This is a genomic window from Enterococcus sp. 2G9_DIV0600, assembly GCF_002140615.1.
GTDB classification, from domain to species: domain Bacteria; phylum Bacillota; class Bacilli; order Lactobacillales; family Enterococcaceae; genus Enterococcus_D; species Enterococcus_D innesii.
Genome location: NZ_NGLL01000001.1, coordinates 2,323,531 through 2,340,521, shown reverse-complemented (window position 1 = coordinate 2,340,521; position 16,991 = coordinate 2,323,531). Strand labels below are relative to the sequence as shown.

Annotated in this window: 16 protein-coding genes; 15 read left to right on the top strand and 1 reads right to left on the bottom strand. The window is 44.3% G+C overall.

Annotated features, from left to right (window positions below; genetic code table 11):
- Positions 1–56: 56 nt before the first annotated feature.
- The 12 genes from cmk (at position 57) to A5870_RS11080 (ending at position 13,940) form a co-directional block, all read left to right on the top strand.
- On the top strand, positions 57–728 hold the full coding sequence (cmk, locus tag A5870_RS11135; protein WP_034858340.1) for a (d)CMP kinase: 672 nt from the start codon (positions 57–59) through the stop codon (positions 726–728).
- Positions 729–951: 223 nt separating this feature from the next.
- Positions 952–2,166, top strand: coding sequence for a 30S ribosomal protein S1 (rpsA, locus tag A5870_RS11130; protein WP_005229333.1), 1,215 nt, complete (start codon positions 952–954; stop codon positions 2,164–2,166).
- Between the two features lie 163 nt (positions 2,167–2,329).
- Positions 2,330–3,640, top strand: coding sequence for a ribosome biogenesis GTPase Der (gene der, locus A5870_RS11125; protein WP_005231911.1), 1,311 nt, complete (start codon positions 2,330–2,332; stop codon positions 3,638–3,640).
- A 234-nt stretch (positions 3,641–3,874) separates the two neighbouring features.
- Positions 3,875–4,150, top strand: coding sequence for an HU family DNA-binding protein (locus A5870_RS11120; RefSeq protein ID WP_003126821.1), 276 nt, complete (start codon positions 3,875–3,877; stop codon positions 4,148–4,150).
- Positions 4,151–4,717: 567 nt separating this feature from the next.
- Positions 4,718–6,406, top strand: coding sequence for a dihydroxy-acid dehydratase (gene ilvD / locus A5870_RS11115; protein ID WP_086292876.1), 1,689 nt, complete (start codon positions 4,718–4,720; stop codon positions 6,404–6,406).
- Positions 6,407–6,408: 2 nt separating this feature from the next.
- Entirely contained in the window at positions 6,409–8,109 is a 1,701-nt protein-coding gene (gene ilvB, locus A5870_RS11110; RefSeq protein ID WP_086292874.1) for a biosynthetic-type acetolactate synthase large subunit, read from the top strand.
- Between the two features lie 4 nt (positions 8,110–8,113).
- Positions 8,114–8,590 (top strand): acetolactate synthase small subunit, encoded by a 477-nt coding sequence (gene ilvN / locus A5870_RS11105; RefSeq protein WP_077452643.1) that lies wholly within the window; start codon positions 8,114–8,116, stop codon positions 8,588–8,590.
- Positions 8,591–8,640: 50 nt separating this feature from the next.
- On the top strand, positions 8,641–9,630 hold the full coding sequence (gene ilvC / locus A5870_RS11100) for a ketol-acid reductoisomerase (RefSeq protein WP_086292872.1): 990 nt from the start codon (positions 8,641–8,643) through the stop codon (positions 9,628–9,630).
- A gap of 11 nt (positions 9,631–9,641) precedes the next feature.
- Complete coding sequence (gene ilvA / locus A5870_RS11095; protein ID WP_242596085.1) at positions 9,642–10,895, top strand: threonine ammonia-lyase IlvA; 1,254 nt, start codon at positions 9,642–9,644, stop codon at positions 10,893–10,895.
- Between the two features lie 168 nt (positions 10,896–11,063).
- Positions 11,064–12,113 carry a hypothetical protein gene (locus A5870_RS11090; RefSeq protein WP_086292868.1) on the top strand — a complete coding sequence of 350 codons (1,050 nt, stop codon included), beginning with the start codon at positions 11,064–11,066 and terminating at the stop codon, positions 12,111–12,113.
- Entirely contained in the window at positions 12,114–13,373 is a 1,260-nt protein-coding gene (locus tag A5870_RS11085) for a tetratricopeptide repeat protein (protein WP_086292866.1), read from the top strand.
- A 9-nt stretch (positions 13,374–13,382) separates the two neighbouring features.
- Positions 13,383–13,940, top strand: a complete 558-nt coding sequence (locus A5870_RS11080; protein WP_086292864.1) for a YpiB family protein — start codon at positions 13,383–13,385, stop codon at positions 13,938–13,940.
- A gap of 44 nt (positions 13,941–13,984) precedes the next feature.
- Here the strand turns inward: A5870_RS11080 and A5870_RS11075 are convergent, their stop codons facing one another.
- Entirely contained in the window at positions 13,985–14,890 is a 906-nt protein-coding gene (locus A5870_RS11075) for a YitT family protein (protein ID WP_010749295.1), read from the bottom strand.
- A gap of 136 nt (positions 14,891–15,026) precedes the next feature.
- Here A5870_RS11075 and A5870_RS11070 point away from each other — a divergent pair, with 136 nt between their 5' ends.
- From A5870_RS11070 to A5870_RS11060, 3 genes are read left to right on the top strand one after another with little or no spacing between them, the layout of a single operon-like run.
- Positions 15,027–15,377: a nucleotide pyrophosphohydrolase gene (locus tag A5870_RS11070; protein WP_086292862.1), complete on the top strand. Its 351-nt coding sequence runs from the start codon at positions 15,027–15,029 to the stop codon at positions 15,375–15,377.
- Complete coding sequence (locus tag A5870_RS11065) at positions 15,364–16,578, top strand: CCA tRNA nucleotidyltransferase (protein ID WP_086292860.1); 1,215 nt, start codon at positions 15,364–15,366, stop codon at positions 16,576–16,578. Before A5870_RS11070 ends, A5870_RS11065 begins: the two co-directional genes overlap by 14 nt.
- Before the next feature lie 7 nt (positions 16,579–16,585).
- Entirely contained in the window at positions 16,586–16,954 is a 369-nt protein-coding gene (locus tag A5870_RS11060) for a thioesterase family protein (RefSeq protein ID WP_086292858.1), read from the top strand.
- Positions 16,955–16,991: the final 37 nt, after the last annotated feature.

Here is a 16,991-nt window from a genome sequence, read left to right as displayed (position 1 = left end):
CGATAAGCAGAAACGATGAAGGAATACACATCGTTGGGAAACGAGGAGTAAGAAAAATGAAAAAAATCAACATCGCTATTGATGGTCCTGCGTCATCGGGAAAAAGCACAGTGGCAAAAATCATCGCCAATGATTTAGGGTTTATTTATACAGATACCGGTGCCATGTATCGCAGCATCACGTATTTGGCTTTAAAAACGGGCTGTTCACTTGAAGATGAAGCGGCGATCGCTGCTTTGATCGATCAATACCCCATCACTTTTGAACCGACTGAACACGGTCAAGAGGTCTTTGCAGGAGGAGAGCAAGTCACCGAAGCGATCCGTCAGCCAGAAGTAACCAACGCAGTTTCGAAGGTGTCGGCATACCCTGCGATCCGTGAAAAACTCGTCCAACAACAGCAGTTGATCGCTAAAGATGGCGGTGTCGTGATGGATGGCCGCGATATTGGTACGGCGGTTTTACCACAAGCAGAAGTCAAGATTTTTCTGGTAGCAAGTGTGGAAGAACGCGCACAGCGCCGTTTTAAAGAAAATCAGCAAAAAGGGATCAAAACCGATTATGAGACGTTGAAAGAAGAGATCCAGCAAAGAGATTATCTGGATTCTCACAGAGAAGTCTCCCCTTTGAAACAAGCGGAGGATGCGGTTCGAATCGATACGTCTGGTTTAACGATCGAGCAAGTCGTCGAAGCAATCAAAAAAACCATCAAAGAAAAAATTGATTAACAAAAACAATGGGTGAACAATGGGTGTTCCCCATTGTTTTTTTATTTTTTGAAACCAAAAGATGAAAGTGAGTAAGAAAACAGAGGTGAAAAGACTTTTTTAACGAAAAAACCGTAGTTTTTTAGGAAAATAAGAGAAATCGCTTTATTTTTTTTTCATTCTATTTTAAACTAAAAGGTGTAGTGCAATTATTGCAGAATTGTTGGTTAGGAGGACATGAGAGATGACAGAATTTGAAAATAATCAGGTTGAGAGTGGAAATGAATCAATGGAAGCCGCTTTAGACAATTTCCAAGAAGTAAAAGTTGGAGATATCGTTAAAGGTGAGGTATTGGCCATTGAGGATAAACAAGCGATCGTAGGGATCGAAGGTGCCGGCGTTGAAGGCGTTGTTCCTGCAAAAGAATTATCAACTTTACCTGTTGAAGACATCAACGAAGCAGTCAAAGTTGGGGATGTCTTAGAATTGGTTGTGATTTCAGCAATTGGTAAAGACAAAGAAAACGGCAGCTATCTCCTTTCTAAACGTCGCTTAGACGCGAAAAAAGTTTGGGAAGATATCGAAAAAGATTTCCAAGAAGGAAAAATCATTGAAGCACCAGTCACCAACGTCGTTAAGGGCGGGTTAGTGGTTGATGTAGGTGTTCGTGGGTTTGTCCCAGCATCAATGGTCGAAGACCATTTTGTTGCGGATTTCGAAGATTACAAAGGGAAAACATTGACCTTTAAAATCGTTGAGATCGAGCCTTCAGAAAACCGTTTGATCCTTTCTCATAAAGCAGTTGTCGAAGCAGAAAAAGCAAAACAAAAAGAAGCTTTATTAGCTGATTTATATGAAGGACAAGAAGTAGAAGGAAAAGTAGCGCGTTTGACCGACTTTGGTGCCTTCGTAGACCTTGGCGGCATCGATGGACTTGTCCATGTCTCTGAAATTTCTCATGGACATGTTGGCAAACCGAGTGATGTTTTATCTGTTGGCGATACCGTCAATGTGCGTATCTTATCTGTTGATGCAGACAAAGAACGTGTGTCACTTTCGATCAAAGACACATTGCCTGGACCTTGGACCAATATTGAAGAGCAAGCGGCTGTTGGCAGTGTCTTGACGGGGACTGTTAAACGCTTGACAAGCTTCGGTGCGTTTGTGGAAGTCTTCCCAGGTGTTGAAGGGCTGATCCATATTTCACAAATCTCCCATAAACACATTGCGACACCACATGAAGTCTTACAAGAAGGTGATGAAGTGCAAGTGAAAGTGCTTGAAGTGAACCCTTCAGAACACCGAATCGCATTAAGTATCAAAGCATTAGAAAAAGCCGAAAACACCAATGAAACACAAGAGGTTTCAGAGGACGACTATCAATTGCCAGAAGAATCAACTGGTTTTACTATGGGTGATATCTTAGGCGATGCCTTAAAAGACAGCGACGAAGAGTAATTGTATGCCATCAGCTTATAACGATTCGATGTTTGAATTTGTTATAAGCTGGTTTTTTGTTTGCCAGGAAAGCTTGCAACTTTCCATGGCTTTAGGTAAACTAAGTAAGATTGAATACAAGAAGCAGCGTACAAGGACTGCTTTTTTAAATGGAGGGTAAAAAATGTCAAATCCAACAATAGCGATCGTTGGACGTCCGAATGTGGGGAAATCGACCATTTTCAACCGGATAGCTGGAGAACGAATTTCGATCGTTGAGGATACTCCAGGAGTGACCAGAGATCGTATTTATGCCACCGGTGAATGGCTAGGCCGTGAGTTTAGCGTGATCGATACAGGTGGGATCGATTTAAGTGATGAGCCGTTTATGGATCAAATCAAGCATCAAGCAGAAATCGCCATCGATGAAGCAGATGTCATTGTTTTTATTACGAGTGCTCGTGAAGGAGTAACTGATGCTGATGAGCTTGTGGCTCGTTTGCTGTACAAAAGCAACAAACCCGTGATTTTAGCGGTCAACAAAGTTGATAATCCCGAGATGCGTACCGACATCTATGAATTTTATGGTTTGGGTCTAGGCGATCCATACCCAATCTCAGGAAGTCATGGATTAGGGATCGGGGATGTTCTTGATGAAGCAGTCAAACACTTCACCAATGAAGCAGAAGAAGAAGATGATTCCATCATCAAGTTTAGTTTGATCGGTCGACCAAATGTCGGTAAATCCTCTTTGATCAATGCAATTCTAGGGGAAGAGCGAGTGATCGTTTCTGATATCGAAGGAACGACTCGTGATGCGATCGATACCCATTTTACCAGCGAAAGCGGTCAAGAGTTTACCATGATCGATACCGCCGGCATGCGTAAAAAAGGGAAGGTCTACGAGTCTACTGAAAAATACAGTGTGATGCGGGCAATGCGGGCCATTGAACGCTCAGACGTCGTCTTGATGGTCTTGAACGCCGAAGAAGGGATTCGCGAGCAAGACAAACGGATCGCTGGCTATGCCCATGAAGCAGGCCGTGGAATCATTATTGTTGTCAATAAATGGGATACATTGAAAAAAGAAACGAATACGATGCGTGATTTTGAAGAAGAAATCAGAGATGAATTCCAATATTTGGATTACGCGCCAATCATTTTTGTTTCCGCAGTGACGAAACAGCGCTTGAATAAGCTGCCGCAATTGATTGAAGAAGTCAGCATGAATCAAAACATGCGTATTCCATCTGCGTTGTTGAATGACGTCATTATGGACGCTGTGGCGATCAACCCAACCCCAACAGACAAAGGCAAACGTTTGAAGATTTTTTATGCGACGCAAGTAGCTGTCAAACCGCCAACTTTTGTTATTTTTGTCAACGAAGAAGAACTGATGCATTTCTCTTATGCACGTTTCTTAGAAAATCAAATCCGCAAGGCATTCACTTTTGAAGGAACGCCGATTCGGATCATTCCTCGCAGAAGAAAATAGAGATTTTATCATACTTTGTTTCTTTTTACAAAGAAATCTGTCCTTTTCTAGAAAAATGGGAAAAAACCAAAAAAAAACCCCCTAAAAACGTTAAAATCCTTGATATTACAAGGTTCTTATGATAACGTTATATCAGAATATTGATGGTAATCAATATTTGACAAAAACCTTGGACCACTCAAGATTTTTGTTGATGCATGACATCAAAAAAAATATCAGGAGGTGAAACCATCCATGGCAAATAAAGCAGAATTAATCGAAAAAGTTGCAGCAGCTACTGACTTAACTAAGAAAGACGCAACTGCAGCAGTAGACGCTGTATTCTCAACAATTCAAGACGCTTTAGCTAACGGTGAAAAAGTTCAATTGATCGGCTTTGGTAACTTTGAAGTTCGTTCTCGTGCAGAACGCAAAGGACGCAACCCACAAACTGGTGAAGAAATCAAGATCCCTGCTAGCAAAGTACCTGCATTCAAACCAGGTAAAGCTCTTAAAGACGCAGTGAAATAATTGAGTCTTGTAGAAACCCTTGAGTAATCAAGGGTTTTTTCTTTTGCTTAAATATTGGTTGTTCCCATGCGGTTGTCATCTGGAAAGTAAGCAATCACATTTTATTGTCAGAAAATTCAAAATAATAGTTTGTTTTTCTTTTGATCTAAAAAAAACACTTAGCGCCAATGCTTACTCACTTTTGGATATAATCACCCTTTATACAAAAGAGATCTTAACAAAAACGGGAAACCGATTAAATGACATCCAATGTTAGAATGGGCTTGATAGAATTGTCATTATTGAAAAAAATTTCAGAAAATTCGTTGACAAGTGTTTTTGCAAAGGGTATATTGGTAAACAATTACAAGAACGTTACTATTTCTAATGAAGGAGCCATTTTCTATGCGTAATTTTAATCAATATTTATTAGTCATTATTATTGATACCAGGACTTAGAACACGGAAGCAAAAATTATCCGTTTGTTTGAGTCCTATTTGCGTAAGTAAAATGGGATTCTGGCAAAGCATCCCAGTTTTTTATAACCGGGATGCTTTTTTTATTCCAAAATGCAGGAGATGATGAGTGTGAGAAGTGATCAAATTAAAAAAGGGATCGATGCAGCGCCAGCTAGGAGTCTGCTCTATGCCACAGGACAAGTTAAAAATATCCATGATATGAACAAACCATTTATCGCGATATGTAATTCCTATATCGATATCGTACCCGGACATGTGCATTTACGGGAGTTAGCAGATATCGCTAAAGAAGCGATTCGTGAAGCTGGCGGCATCCCTTTTGAGTTCAATACGATCGGCGTGGATGATGGCATTGCGATGGGACATATTGGCATGCGTTATTCGCTACCTAGCCGAGAATTGATCGCTGATTCTGCAGAAACCGTCATCAATGCCCACTGGTTTGACGGCGTATTTTATATCCCAAATTGTGACAAGATCACTCCTGGCATGATTTTAGCAGCGATGCGGACCAACGTACCAGGAATCTTTTGTTCCGGCGGTCCGATGAAAGCCGGCATTGATCCTCGGGGACATCAAATAACCTTATCTTCCATGTTTGAAGCCGTTGGGACGTACAAGACGGGGAATATGACAAAAGAAGATTTTGAGTTTATGGAACAAAATGCCTGTCCGACTTGCGGCTCCTGCGCAGGGATGTTTACTGCCAACTCGATGAATTGCCTCTTAGAAATCTTAGGATTGGCAATGCCAGGCAATGGCACGATCCTCGCTGTGTCTCAAGAGCGACGAGAACTAGTTAGACAAGCCGCCTTTAAGTTGATGGATCTTGTTGAAAAACAAGTCAAGCCTCGCGACATCGTGACCAAAGAAGCTATTGATGATGCCTTCGCTTTAGACATGGCGATGGGGGGGTCCACCAACACAGTGCTGCATACCTTAGCGATCGCCAATGAAGCAGAGATCGACTATGACTTAAGACGGGTCAATGAAATCGCTAAAAGAGTGCCTTATCTCTCAAAAATCGCGCCATCATCAGCCTATTCGATGCACGATGTCCATGAAGCTGGCGGCGTTTCGGCAATCATAAGGGAGCTTTGTGATATCGAGGGAGCGATTCATCCCGATCGACCGACTGTTACCGGTAAGACGTTACGAGAAAATGTCGCTGAAGCGAAGATCCACAACGAAGAAGTCATTCATCCCAAAGAAAACCCGTATAGTCCTGTGGGCGGTCTATCGATCTTGTACGGCAATATCGCCCCAGAAGGCAGTGTCATCAAGGTCGGTGGGGTCGATCCAAGTGTCCAAGTATTCAAAGGCAAAGCGATCTGTTTTGATTCTCATGATGAAGCAGTTGCTGCCATCGACAACCATACCGTACAAAAAGGACATGTTGTAGTGATCCGCTATGAGGGTCCAAAAGGAGGACCAGGTATGCCAGAAATGCTGGCGCCTACCTCAAGTATCGTTGGTCGCGGGTTAGGCAAAGATGTCGCCTTGATCACCGATGGTCGCTTTTCAGGAGCGACCCGAGGAATCGCCGTTGGCCATATTTCGCCAGAAGCCGCTGCAGGCGGTCCATTAGGGCTAGTCAACGACGGTGATGAAATCATAATTGATTTGCCAAATCGGACGCTGAATCTGCAAGTATCCGATGAAGAACTTGCCACGCGTGCGCAAGAACGACCAAAGTTTCGTTCGAAAGTGAAGAAAGGCTGGCTTGCACGTTATACCGCTTTAGTGACCTCTGCGAATACGGGCGGGATTATGCGAGTACCTGATGAGGAGGAGTAGCAATGGAAAATATCGAGTATCAAGCATCGCATCTAAGGACTGGCGCACAAGTATTAGTGGACAGCTTACAAGAGCAAGGCGTCGAAATGATCTTTGGCTATCCGGGCGGCGCCGTCCTGCCGTTATATGATCAATTATATGATGCAGCGATTCCGAATATTTTGACGCGTCACGAGCAAGGCGCGATCCACGCCGCTGAAGGCTATGCCAAAGCTACTGGCAATGTTGGGGTCGTTTTAGTGACGAGCGGACCAGGTGCTACAAATGTTGTCACGGGCATTGCCGATGCTATGAGTGATTCCGTACCATTGGTAGTTATCACAGGGCAAGTGGCGGTACCAGGAATTGGCAAAGATGCCTTCCAAGAAGCCGATATTCTGGGTATCACATTGCCGATCACGAAGCACAACTACCAGGTCCGCTGTGTCGATGAGCTGCCAAAAGTGATCGCTGAAGCCTTCCATATCGCTTCCACAGGGCGAAAAGGACCGGTTGTCATCGACCTTCCGAAAGATATTACATTACAAGAAACCGCTGAAACCTGCTCATTGCCGATCACAAGGAAAAGTTATCAGCCGACGGCAGAGCCATCCCGTCTGCAAATCGAAAAACTGATGCAAGTCTTGGAAAAAGCTCAGCGACCAGTGGTACTGGCGGGTGCAGGCGTGATCGCTGCCGAAGCTGCAGCTGAACTAAATACATTTATTGCCAAGTACAAGTTGCCGACAGTGACAACGTTGCTTGGCTTAGGCTTACTGCCAAGTGATCATCAATTTTTCTTGGGCATGGGCGGTATGCATGGCACCTATGCGGCGAACATGGCTTTATCGGAAGCCGATTTGATTATCAATATCGGCTCTCGCTTCGATGATCGTTTAGCAACGGCCGGCAGTCAGTTCGGCAAGCAGGCGATCGTTGCTCATATCGATATCGACCCAGTAGAGATCGGCAAGATCGTAGAAACTAAGATCCCAATCGTTGGCGATGCCAAGGCTGCTTTGCAACAAATGCTGCGCTATAAGCCAACAAGAGGAACATGGTCTGACTGGTTGGATCTATGCCAAAAACGGAAAAAGGAAAAACCTTATCGCTATGATCGCACCCAGACACAAGAAATCAAACCGCAAAAGGTCATCGAAGAAGTAGGACGTTTGACCAAAGGAGAGGCTTACGTCATTACCGATGTTGGGCAACATCAAATGTGGGTCGCGCAGTATTATCCGTTTCGCTTTCCTAAACAACTGATTACCAGTGGCGGACTGGGCACGATGGGCTATGGCATCCCTGCGGGAATTGGTGCCCAATTTGCTCATCCAGAAAAAATGGTCGTGGTGTTTGTTGGCGATGGTGGATTTCAAATGACGAACCAAGAATTTGCGATTTTGAATGAGTATGGCTTGAATGTCAAATTTGTTTTGTTGAACAATCGTTCGTTAGGAATGGTCCGTCAATGGCAAGAAACCTTTCATGGCAAACGACGCTCTGCCTCTGTTTTTGCACAACAACCTGATTTTGTTAAACTGGCACAAGCTTACGGCATCGAAGGCTGTCGGATCGATGCCCCAGAGCAACTGGCAGATCAATTGGCAGCAGCTTTTTCTCAATCAGGACCGCAGCTGATCGAAGTAATGGTCTCGCCCTCAGAGCACGTGCTGCCGATGATTCCACCGGGGAAAGCCAATCATGAAATGATGGGGGTCTAAGGAGATGAAACGGGTATTAGCAGCAATCGTTCATAATGAAGCAGGTGTTTTGAGCCGCATCACGAGTGTCTTAAACCGCCGACAGGTCAATATCGAGAGTATCTCTGTCGGCACAACGGAACGGCCAGAATTTTCACGAATGACGATCATTGTCAACGTGAACGATTTGGCAGAAACAGAACAAGTGACTAAGCATCTGAACAAACAGATCGATGTCTTGAAGGTTTCTGATATCACAGAAATTCCTCATATCGAACGGGAGCTGGTGCTGATCAAAGTCAATGCACCAACTACCAGCCGCTCGGAGATCCAAGCAGTGATCGATCCGTTTCGAGCGCACATTGTCGATGTCGCACTGAAAACGATCGTTGTGCAAGTTGCCGGCGATACAAAAAAGGTAGAAGCATGCATCGAAGTTTTGCGTCCCTACGGGATCAAACAGTTGGCACGAACAGGGGTCACGGGTTTTACAAGAGGGTAAGTGCAATTTTGAATTGCTTAAAATAAAGAAAGAATTCGGAGGAAACAAGTATGGTAAAAGTATATTACAACGAGGAAGTTACAGATAATCTAGGAGACAAGAAGATTGCGATCATCGGCTATGGCTCTCAAGGGCACGCCCATGCGCAAAATTTACGGGACACAGGTCATGAAGTCTTTATCGGCATTCGTGAAGGAAAATCAGCGGAAGCCGCAAGAAACGATGGATTTGAGGTTTTCCCAGTAGCCGAAGCCGTTCAAAAAGCGGATGTAGTCATGATCTTGGCACCAGATGAGATCCAAGGATCGTTGTATAAAAATGAGATCGAACCGAATCTTTCTGCCGGTAACGCATTGGCATTTGCGCATGGTTTCAATATTCATTTTGATGTGATCGCGCCGCCAAAAGAGGTGGATGTGTTTCTAGTTGCGCCTAAAGGACCGGGCCACTTGGTGCGCCGAACCTTTACCGAAGGGTTTGCGGTGCCAGCCTTGTTTGCAGTCTATCAAGATGCAACTGGTAACGCACAAGCGACAGCTTTATCTTATGCAAAAGGCATTGGTGCCACACGGGTCGGTGTTTTGGAAACCACCTTTAAAGAAGAGACCGAAACCGATCTTTTTGGGGAACAAGCCGTACTTTGTGGCGGTTTGACCAGTATGATCGAAGCTGGCTTTGAAACATTGGTAGAAGCCGGGTACCAACCGGAATTGGCGTACTTTGAAGTTTGTCATGAATTGAAACTGATCGTTGACTTGATTTATGAAGGAGGCTTCAAAAAAATGCGCCATTCGATCTCAAATACGGCAGAGTATGGCGATTACGTTTCCGGTGCACGGGTGATCACCGCGCAAGCCAAAGAGAACATGAAAGCCGTATTGACAGATATCCAAAATGGTCAATTCGCGAAAGGATTCATTGAGGATAATCAAAATGGCTTCCCTGAATTCCATAAAATGCGTGAAGAAAACGGCAACCATCAAATTGAAAAAGTCGGTAGCGAATTACGGAAAATGATGCCGTTTGTTGCGAAAGATTAGAGGTGGCGCGTTTGTTGGTGACAGTTTCTGCAATTGAACAAGCCTACGAGCGACTGCGGGGAGCAGTTAGTCATACACCGCTGCAATATGATCGCTTTTTATCTGAAAAATACCAAGCGACGGTTTTATTGAAACGAGAGGACTTGCAAAAAGTCCGCTCCTTCAAATTACGAGGTGCCTACTATGCGATCACCCAGGCAGATCCTGAACTGACTCGTCGTGGCGTCGTCTGTGCCAGTGCCGGGAACCATGCCCAAGGCGTTGCTTATACCTGTCAAGAACAGCAGATCCATGCGGTCATTTTCATGCCGACAACGACCCCGCAACAAAAAATCGCGCAAGTGCTCTTTTTCGGCGGTGACTACGTCAAGATCGAATTGGTGGGAGATACCTTTGATGCGGCGGCGCAGGCTGCCAAACAATTTGCCAAAGAAGAACAAATGGCTTTCATTGCTCCTTTTGATGACCCCAATATTATCGCAGGACAAGGAACAGTAGCCGTGGAAATGTTAGCTGATGCTGAAAAGAAACAAGTAACGATCGATTTGGTGGTAGCTGCCATTGGCGGTGGTGGCTTGATCAGCGGAACCGCAGCCTATTTGAAAGAAAAGCAACCGAAGATAAAAGTTGTTGGAGCAGAACCTGTAGGGGCAGCCTCGATGCAAGCAGCCTTTGATCACCAAGGACCAGTGGCTTTAGAGCATATTGAAACCTTTGTGGATGGTGCGGCAGTCAAACAAGTCGGAGCTCAAACCTATGCCCATGCCAAACGCTACGTGGATCAATTGGTAACGGTGGAAGAAGGTGCAATCTGCCAAACGATTTTAGAATTATACAGCAAACAAGCGATCGTCGCTGAACCAGCTGGTGCCTTGAGTGTGGCAGCTTTGGAGCTGATCAAAGAGCAAATCAAAGGCAAAACAGTCGTCTGTATTGTGAGTGGCGGCAACAATGATAGTTCCCGCATGGCTGAGATCGAAGAGAAATCACTGATTTATCAAGGATTGAAACATTATTTTATCGTCAACTTCCCGCAACGTCCCGGTGCGTTGAAGGAATTTGTTAGCCATGTATTAGGGCCTGATGATGATATCACGAGGTTTGAATATACGAAAAAAATCAATCGTGGAACAGGACCAGTAATGCTGGGAATCTTGTTGAAACACAAAAAAGATCTACCCGCATTACTGTCACGAATTGAACAGTTTGACCAAAACTATATCAACCTTCAGCAAAATCAATCACTTTACTCGCTTTTGGTTTAGAAAAAAACATGGTTTCCTTTGTAATAACAGGAAATCATGTTTTTTGTTTTTTGGCATAGAAACATGGGACAAATCGGCGAAAAATACTTCCTAATGGTTAGCGATTTAGTAGGTGTTTCAGCGGCTTCTTGCTATAATAGTAAGTAGTAGCAACAAAGGAGTGAGCCGATGGAAGCTGTTTTTTACAGAAATGAGCAAGAAACTCAGATTTCTTACGGTGAAACACTGGCATCGGTCATGAAAGAACAGTCGATCGAGCCGCAACAGGTGATCATTTTGACGAATCAGCGTTATTATGACCGCTTTTCAGAAAAAGTAACCCGCCTGTTTTTGCCGCGCGAGGTCAATTGGTATATTTGTACCAACCAAATGTATTGCAACAACTTTAGCGAATTTAAGGCCGCAATGGATTTCTTCGGTCGCTTTTCTAAGCAAGAGTCCTTGTTGATCGTCGGATTTGGGAATGAAGGTGTATTGGCACTGAGCAGTTTTATCCATGCGACTTCGGTTCTAACGACAAAGCTTTGGCTGATTCCCGTCTCCTTGCGGGCTTTAGCTAAAAGTGTCAAAGAAACAGCGATCGTTGTGAAAAAGCCAGATATCCCGATGTTGCAAAACCCTAACACACCACAATTTGTTATTTTCGATCAGACGATTGCCGAAAAGCAGATCGATGGGAAACTGGTGGACTTTTTGACCCTGATCCGTGGTGGCGTGCTTGCCGATAGCGATTTTTTAAAAGAGCTTTATCGAACGTATCCCAGTCATCAGGCGTTAATGAGACACTCATTGGCAGCATATACCAATCAGCTGATCCAATTGTATCAGCAGTCGGGCGGCGAATTGGAGGAGTTTGGGCAACTCTTTGCCGATGCTGCTTATCGAACGGAAAATGGTCACTTGCTGTCTGATGCGATGAAATTGTTCTTTGGCTTTTTGTTTCATTTTATTTGGACAGTCCAGCAGCAACAGTTGACTGTCGATCTGCCGGTGTTTTGCCAATGGCTTGCCCGATTAGGCTTTCCTATCGAATTGCCCGAATCTTTTTCCTTAAGCGAGTATTTCAGCCATGTACTAGAATTGCAGCAAAAAGAAAAAAAACTGTTATTTTTGGCAAAAGTTGGTACAATAGGGGGCAGAACAGAAATCGAGGAAAAAGATCTTGTCCAGACGATGGAGACTTATCAGCGATTAATCAATGAGATTCGAGGGGTCTAGATGGAAACTTATAGTGAAAAAATGTTAAAAGCACTAGCCGCAGAAGAGTTGGCTGAAGCACAATTGAATTTTACCGAAGCACTGCAAAAAGATGATGATGAAACACTCGGCGCTTTGGGCGATGAATTATTGCAGATCGGTTTTTTAGAAGAGGCAAAAACGTTATTTGAAACCCTGCAGCAGCGGCACCCTGAAAATGAAGCTTTGCTGCTTCCTTTAGCAGAAATTGCGATGGAAGAAGACCAGATCGAAACAGCCTTCACCTATATCGATCAAATACCACCAACGAGTGAAGCGTATCTGCAAGCCTTGTTGTTGAGTGCGGATCTCTATCAACTGATCGGTATCCCGGAAGTCAGTGAAGCCAAATTAAAAGAAGCGCAAAGCCTTGTGCCAGAGGAACCCTTGATTCGCTTTGCCTTAGCTGAGTTAGCTTTTTCAACGGATCGCTATCAAGAAGCTGTTGACCTTTATCAAGGATTGTTGGAAGAAGAAATTACGGATATTTCAGGAATCTCAATCGTTGAACGGACTGGGACTTCATTGAGTATGGCAGGTAAGTTTGAAGAGGCATTAGAATACTTTGAAGCAAGCTTAGAAGACGAACAGACGGATGAGCGTCTCTTTCAAACAGCTTTAGTCTATTTGCAGCTGAAGGAAAATGAACAAGCGATACGCTACTTGCAGCAGTTGCGGGTCATGAATCCCCAATACCGGGCCTTGTATCTCTATTTGGCTGAAGCATTGCAAGAAGAAGAGCAGCTGGAAGAAGCGCAACGTGTGATCGAGGAAGGAATTCATGAAGATCCATACCAAGTAGATTTCTATCATTTTGCTGCCGAGAATGCTTACCGACTTCATGACAGTGAAGCAGCCGAATCATTTTTACTTAAAGCACTGGAAACTGGTGAAAAAGAAGAGGATACGTTGCTGACCTTAAGTAATTTATACTTGAACGAAGAGCGCTGGCAAGAAGCAATCTTGGCGATCGAACGAATGGAAGACAATGAACAGCCTCACGCTCTATGGAATCTGGCGCAAGCCTTCAATGCGTTAGAAGATTTTGACAAAGCAGCAAAATATTACGAAGCAGCCAATGCTGATTTGCATCATGAACCAGCGTTTATGAAGGAATACGGCATTTTCTTACGTGAAGAAGGACGTTTGTCTGAAGCACTTCATTTGCTGCAACATTATTTGGCACACGAGCCAGGTGATTTAGAAGTACAGTCGATCGTGGAGGACTTATTAGAAAGATAGGTGAGAGAAATGAACGTCAATGTACAAGAAAAGAAAAAGTTTCTTAATTGGTTAGTTTCGACCGTTTCCTTCAGTCGTCGTGAAGTCTCTTGGGTGTTGAACTATCTGGCGAATCATGAAGCGATCTTGACCAATGTTCATTTTGTAGAAGGGGCCGCTGCAGCCAAACGAGGGTTAAGTGTCCGCAGTACGGAAATTGGAGGCGAACCCTTTGTCTTGAGTATCGAGGGACAGACCTTTTATGACATTGATCAGATTTTTCATGAGATTCGCATGAATTGGAAACAACCGTTGTATCTTGAATGTCTCTTCCCAGATTCTTGGTCGCAATCCCTATATTTAGCTGTTCTGGAAGACAATCCCTATGAACGGTGGAACGACCACTTGGATCAAGAAATGACCCAACATGTTACCCAGTACCTTGAAAAAGAAGAAACAAAAACCAAAATCGATACCTTGTATCGGCAAATCGATCTAGCCTTGGAAAATGGGGATCGTGATGCCTTCTTAGAACTTTCCGATGAAGTAAATCGACACTTGCTCCAGCAAAAAGAAGAAAGCCGGTAACAAGCAAAAAGCAGCCCTTTAACCGGGGCTGCTTTTTTCAGTCTTTATTTTGTTTTAGAAACAGCGGTTTTGCGCTGTAAGAACCGCGACTTAGGTCTTAAGTAGGTAAAGCCTTCACCTTCGACTTCATGGACATTGATGACAGAAACAAACGCTTGCGGATCAAAGTCATGAACGATGCGCTTGACTTCAGAAATCTCCCGCCCGCTGACCACCATATAAATGATTTGTTTCGACACTCTTGAGTAAGCCCCTTCGCCCTGTAAAAACGTGACACCGCGTTCTAATTCATCCATTAAAACAGGAGCCATCTCTTCGCTGTGATTGCTGATCACTAAGATTCCTTTCGCTGAATAACCGCCGTCTAGGATCGAATCGATCACACGCGTGAAGACATAAGAAAAAATCAACGTATACATCATGCGGTTCAAATCTATATAGGTCAAAGAAAGCAACAGGACGAACACATCAAAGATCAAAAGCGAACGCCCGATCGTCACCCCAAAGTTTTTCTCTAAAATACGTGCCAATACATCGACGCCACCTGTTGTTCCACCAACTTTGTAGACGATCCCACTACCGATTCCTGCAATCAAACCGGCTAAGAGTGCGACGATCAGTAGATCGTGCTGTAGATCGATCAACAGGGGAACACTCTGCCAAAAGGCCAACCAAAAAGACAAACCAAAGGTTCCTAAAATCGTATACACTAACGAGCGTCGACCAAGAATTTTGCCACCGATCAAAATGATCGGAATATTTAAGATCAACGTACTAATGGCAGGATTGATGCCCCATAAGGCTCGCAGGATCAAGGTAATCCCTGTCACACCGCCTTCTGCTAAGTCATTTGGGATATTTAGATAGACTAGACCGAAGCCATAAATACTCGTACCGAAAATAATCAAAACAATGTCGCGAATCGTTCGCCATGAAAAAAATGCCCGCATCCTGTTTCCTCCGTTATTCAACTTCCACAAGTATCAATGTAGCACGAAATCATTGAATGTACAACAAATCCTGAGGGGGCTCTATCTAGGCAGGCAGCCATTCTTTTGGTAAGATAAACGAGAAAGGGTGAAGAAGATGACAGAAAAACGTTCTTTGGCATCGATGCAAGAAGAAGTCGATGCCTATATTCAACAATTTAAAACTGGCTATTTCAGCCCCCTCGCCCAAATGGCTCGTTTGACCGAAGAAGTTGGCGAATTGGCGCGAGAAGTGAATCACTATTACGGGGAAAAAAATAAAAAAAGCGATGAAGTTGAAAAGACCGTGGCAGAAGAACTCGGTGATGTACTCTTTGTGACGATGATCATGGCTAATTCACTAGACATCGACCTGACTGAAGTGTTTGAGGAAAATATGGCAAAATTCAATCAGCGGGATGCGTATCGTTTTGAAAGAAAAGATGGGAAAGTATATGAAGCTGACTAAACTACCAAAAGAATTTGCAGAAGCTGCACCGCTTTTAAAAAAAATCGAAGCCGCAGGCTATGAAGCATACTTTGTCGGCGGCAGCGTGCGAGACACGATCTTAGGCCAGCCGATTCATGATGTCGATATTGCTACCAGTGCATTTCCAGCCGAAATCAAGGCGCTTTTTCCTCGAACCATTGACATTGGCATCGAGCATGGGACGGTGTTGGTTTTGTGGGAGCAGGCGCAGTATGAGATCACTACGTTTCGAACGGAAGCAGCCTATCAAGATTACCGCAGACCCGACAAAGTGGATTTTGTCCGTTCCCTGAAAGAAGATCTAAAACGGCGGGACTTTACCATCAATGCGTTGGCACTTCAAGAAGATGGTGTCATCATTGATCTTTTCGATGGTCTGGCAGATATCGATAATCAGATTTTACGAGCAGTGGGTCACCCCCAGGAACGTTTCCATGAGGACGCCCTACGAATGATGCGGGGGCTGCGTTTTGTCAGTCAATTGGGCTTTGTTTTAGAAACAGAAACATTGGCTGCTATCCATGCGAATCATGCCTTGTTGGGAAAAATCTCTGTTGAACGGATCATGATTGAATTCGTGAAATTGCTGTTAGGCAATCATCGGAACCAAGCACTACGGGCGCTAGTAGAAACCGAATGCTATATCTATTGCCCAGGCTTGCGGGGATACGGTGAGGCGTTACTGCGGATGGCAGACCTGCCAGCGATCCCATTAGAAAACGAAACGGCGGCCTGGGTTTTGCTCATTGACCAAATGAGTTTAGCGCCAGAGGCAGTCCGCAGCTTTTTAAAAGCTTGGAAATGTTCCAATGACTGCATCCGCCAAGTACACACGGCTTATCAAGCACTGCTCGCGCGTCGAAACGGCGAATGGAATGACCTAGTGTTGTATCAGTTCGGTCTAGAAGCAACCTGTTTAGCCGAAGGATTATTGCGTTATGACAAGCTGCCCAATGATCCTGCAAAAATCAGTCAGCGGTATCAGCAACTACCGATCCATTCTTTGAAGGAGCTGGCGATCAATGGACGCGATTTGCTGCAGACAGTTGATCGTTCTTCTGGGCCGTGGCTCAAAGAAGTCTTGGCTGCTGCCGAAGCTGCAGTCATCACACGGAAAGTTCCTAATGAGAAAGAAGCACTGTTGGCATTTGCCCAAGCATATTTAGCGAAGGAGGGATAACTGAAGAATGGAAAGTAAAAAAGACTTTCTCGTTGACCTTCAAGACACTGCGGCTGTTATGGGTTCTGGGGGCTTGGCAGTTTTAGCAACCCCTCGACTGGTAGCAATGGTGGAAAACACCTGTTGGGAAGCACTTGAGCCTACTTTAGATAAAGGGTTTACTACCGTGGGTACAAAGTTTTCGATCGATCATTTAAAACCTTCCCCAGTCGGAGCAACAATCACTGTTTTTGTCCAATGGGAAAAAGAACAAGGATTCCAGTTTGATTATCAGGTGACCGATGGGTCTCAACAACTCATTGCCAAAGGGACTCATCAACGAGCGGCGGTGGAAATCTCTCGGTTCATGAAAAAAGTCAACGAAAAACAAAGTTAATTTGTGTCCCGATGGCGACTATGTGTTAGAATTAAAG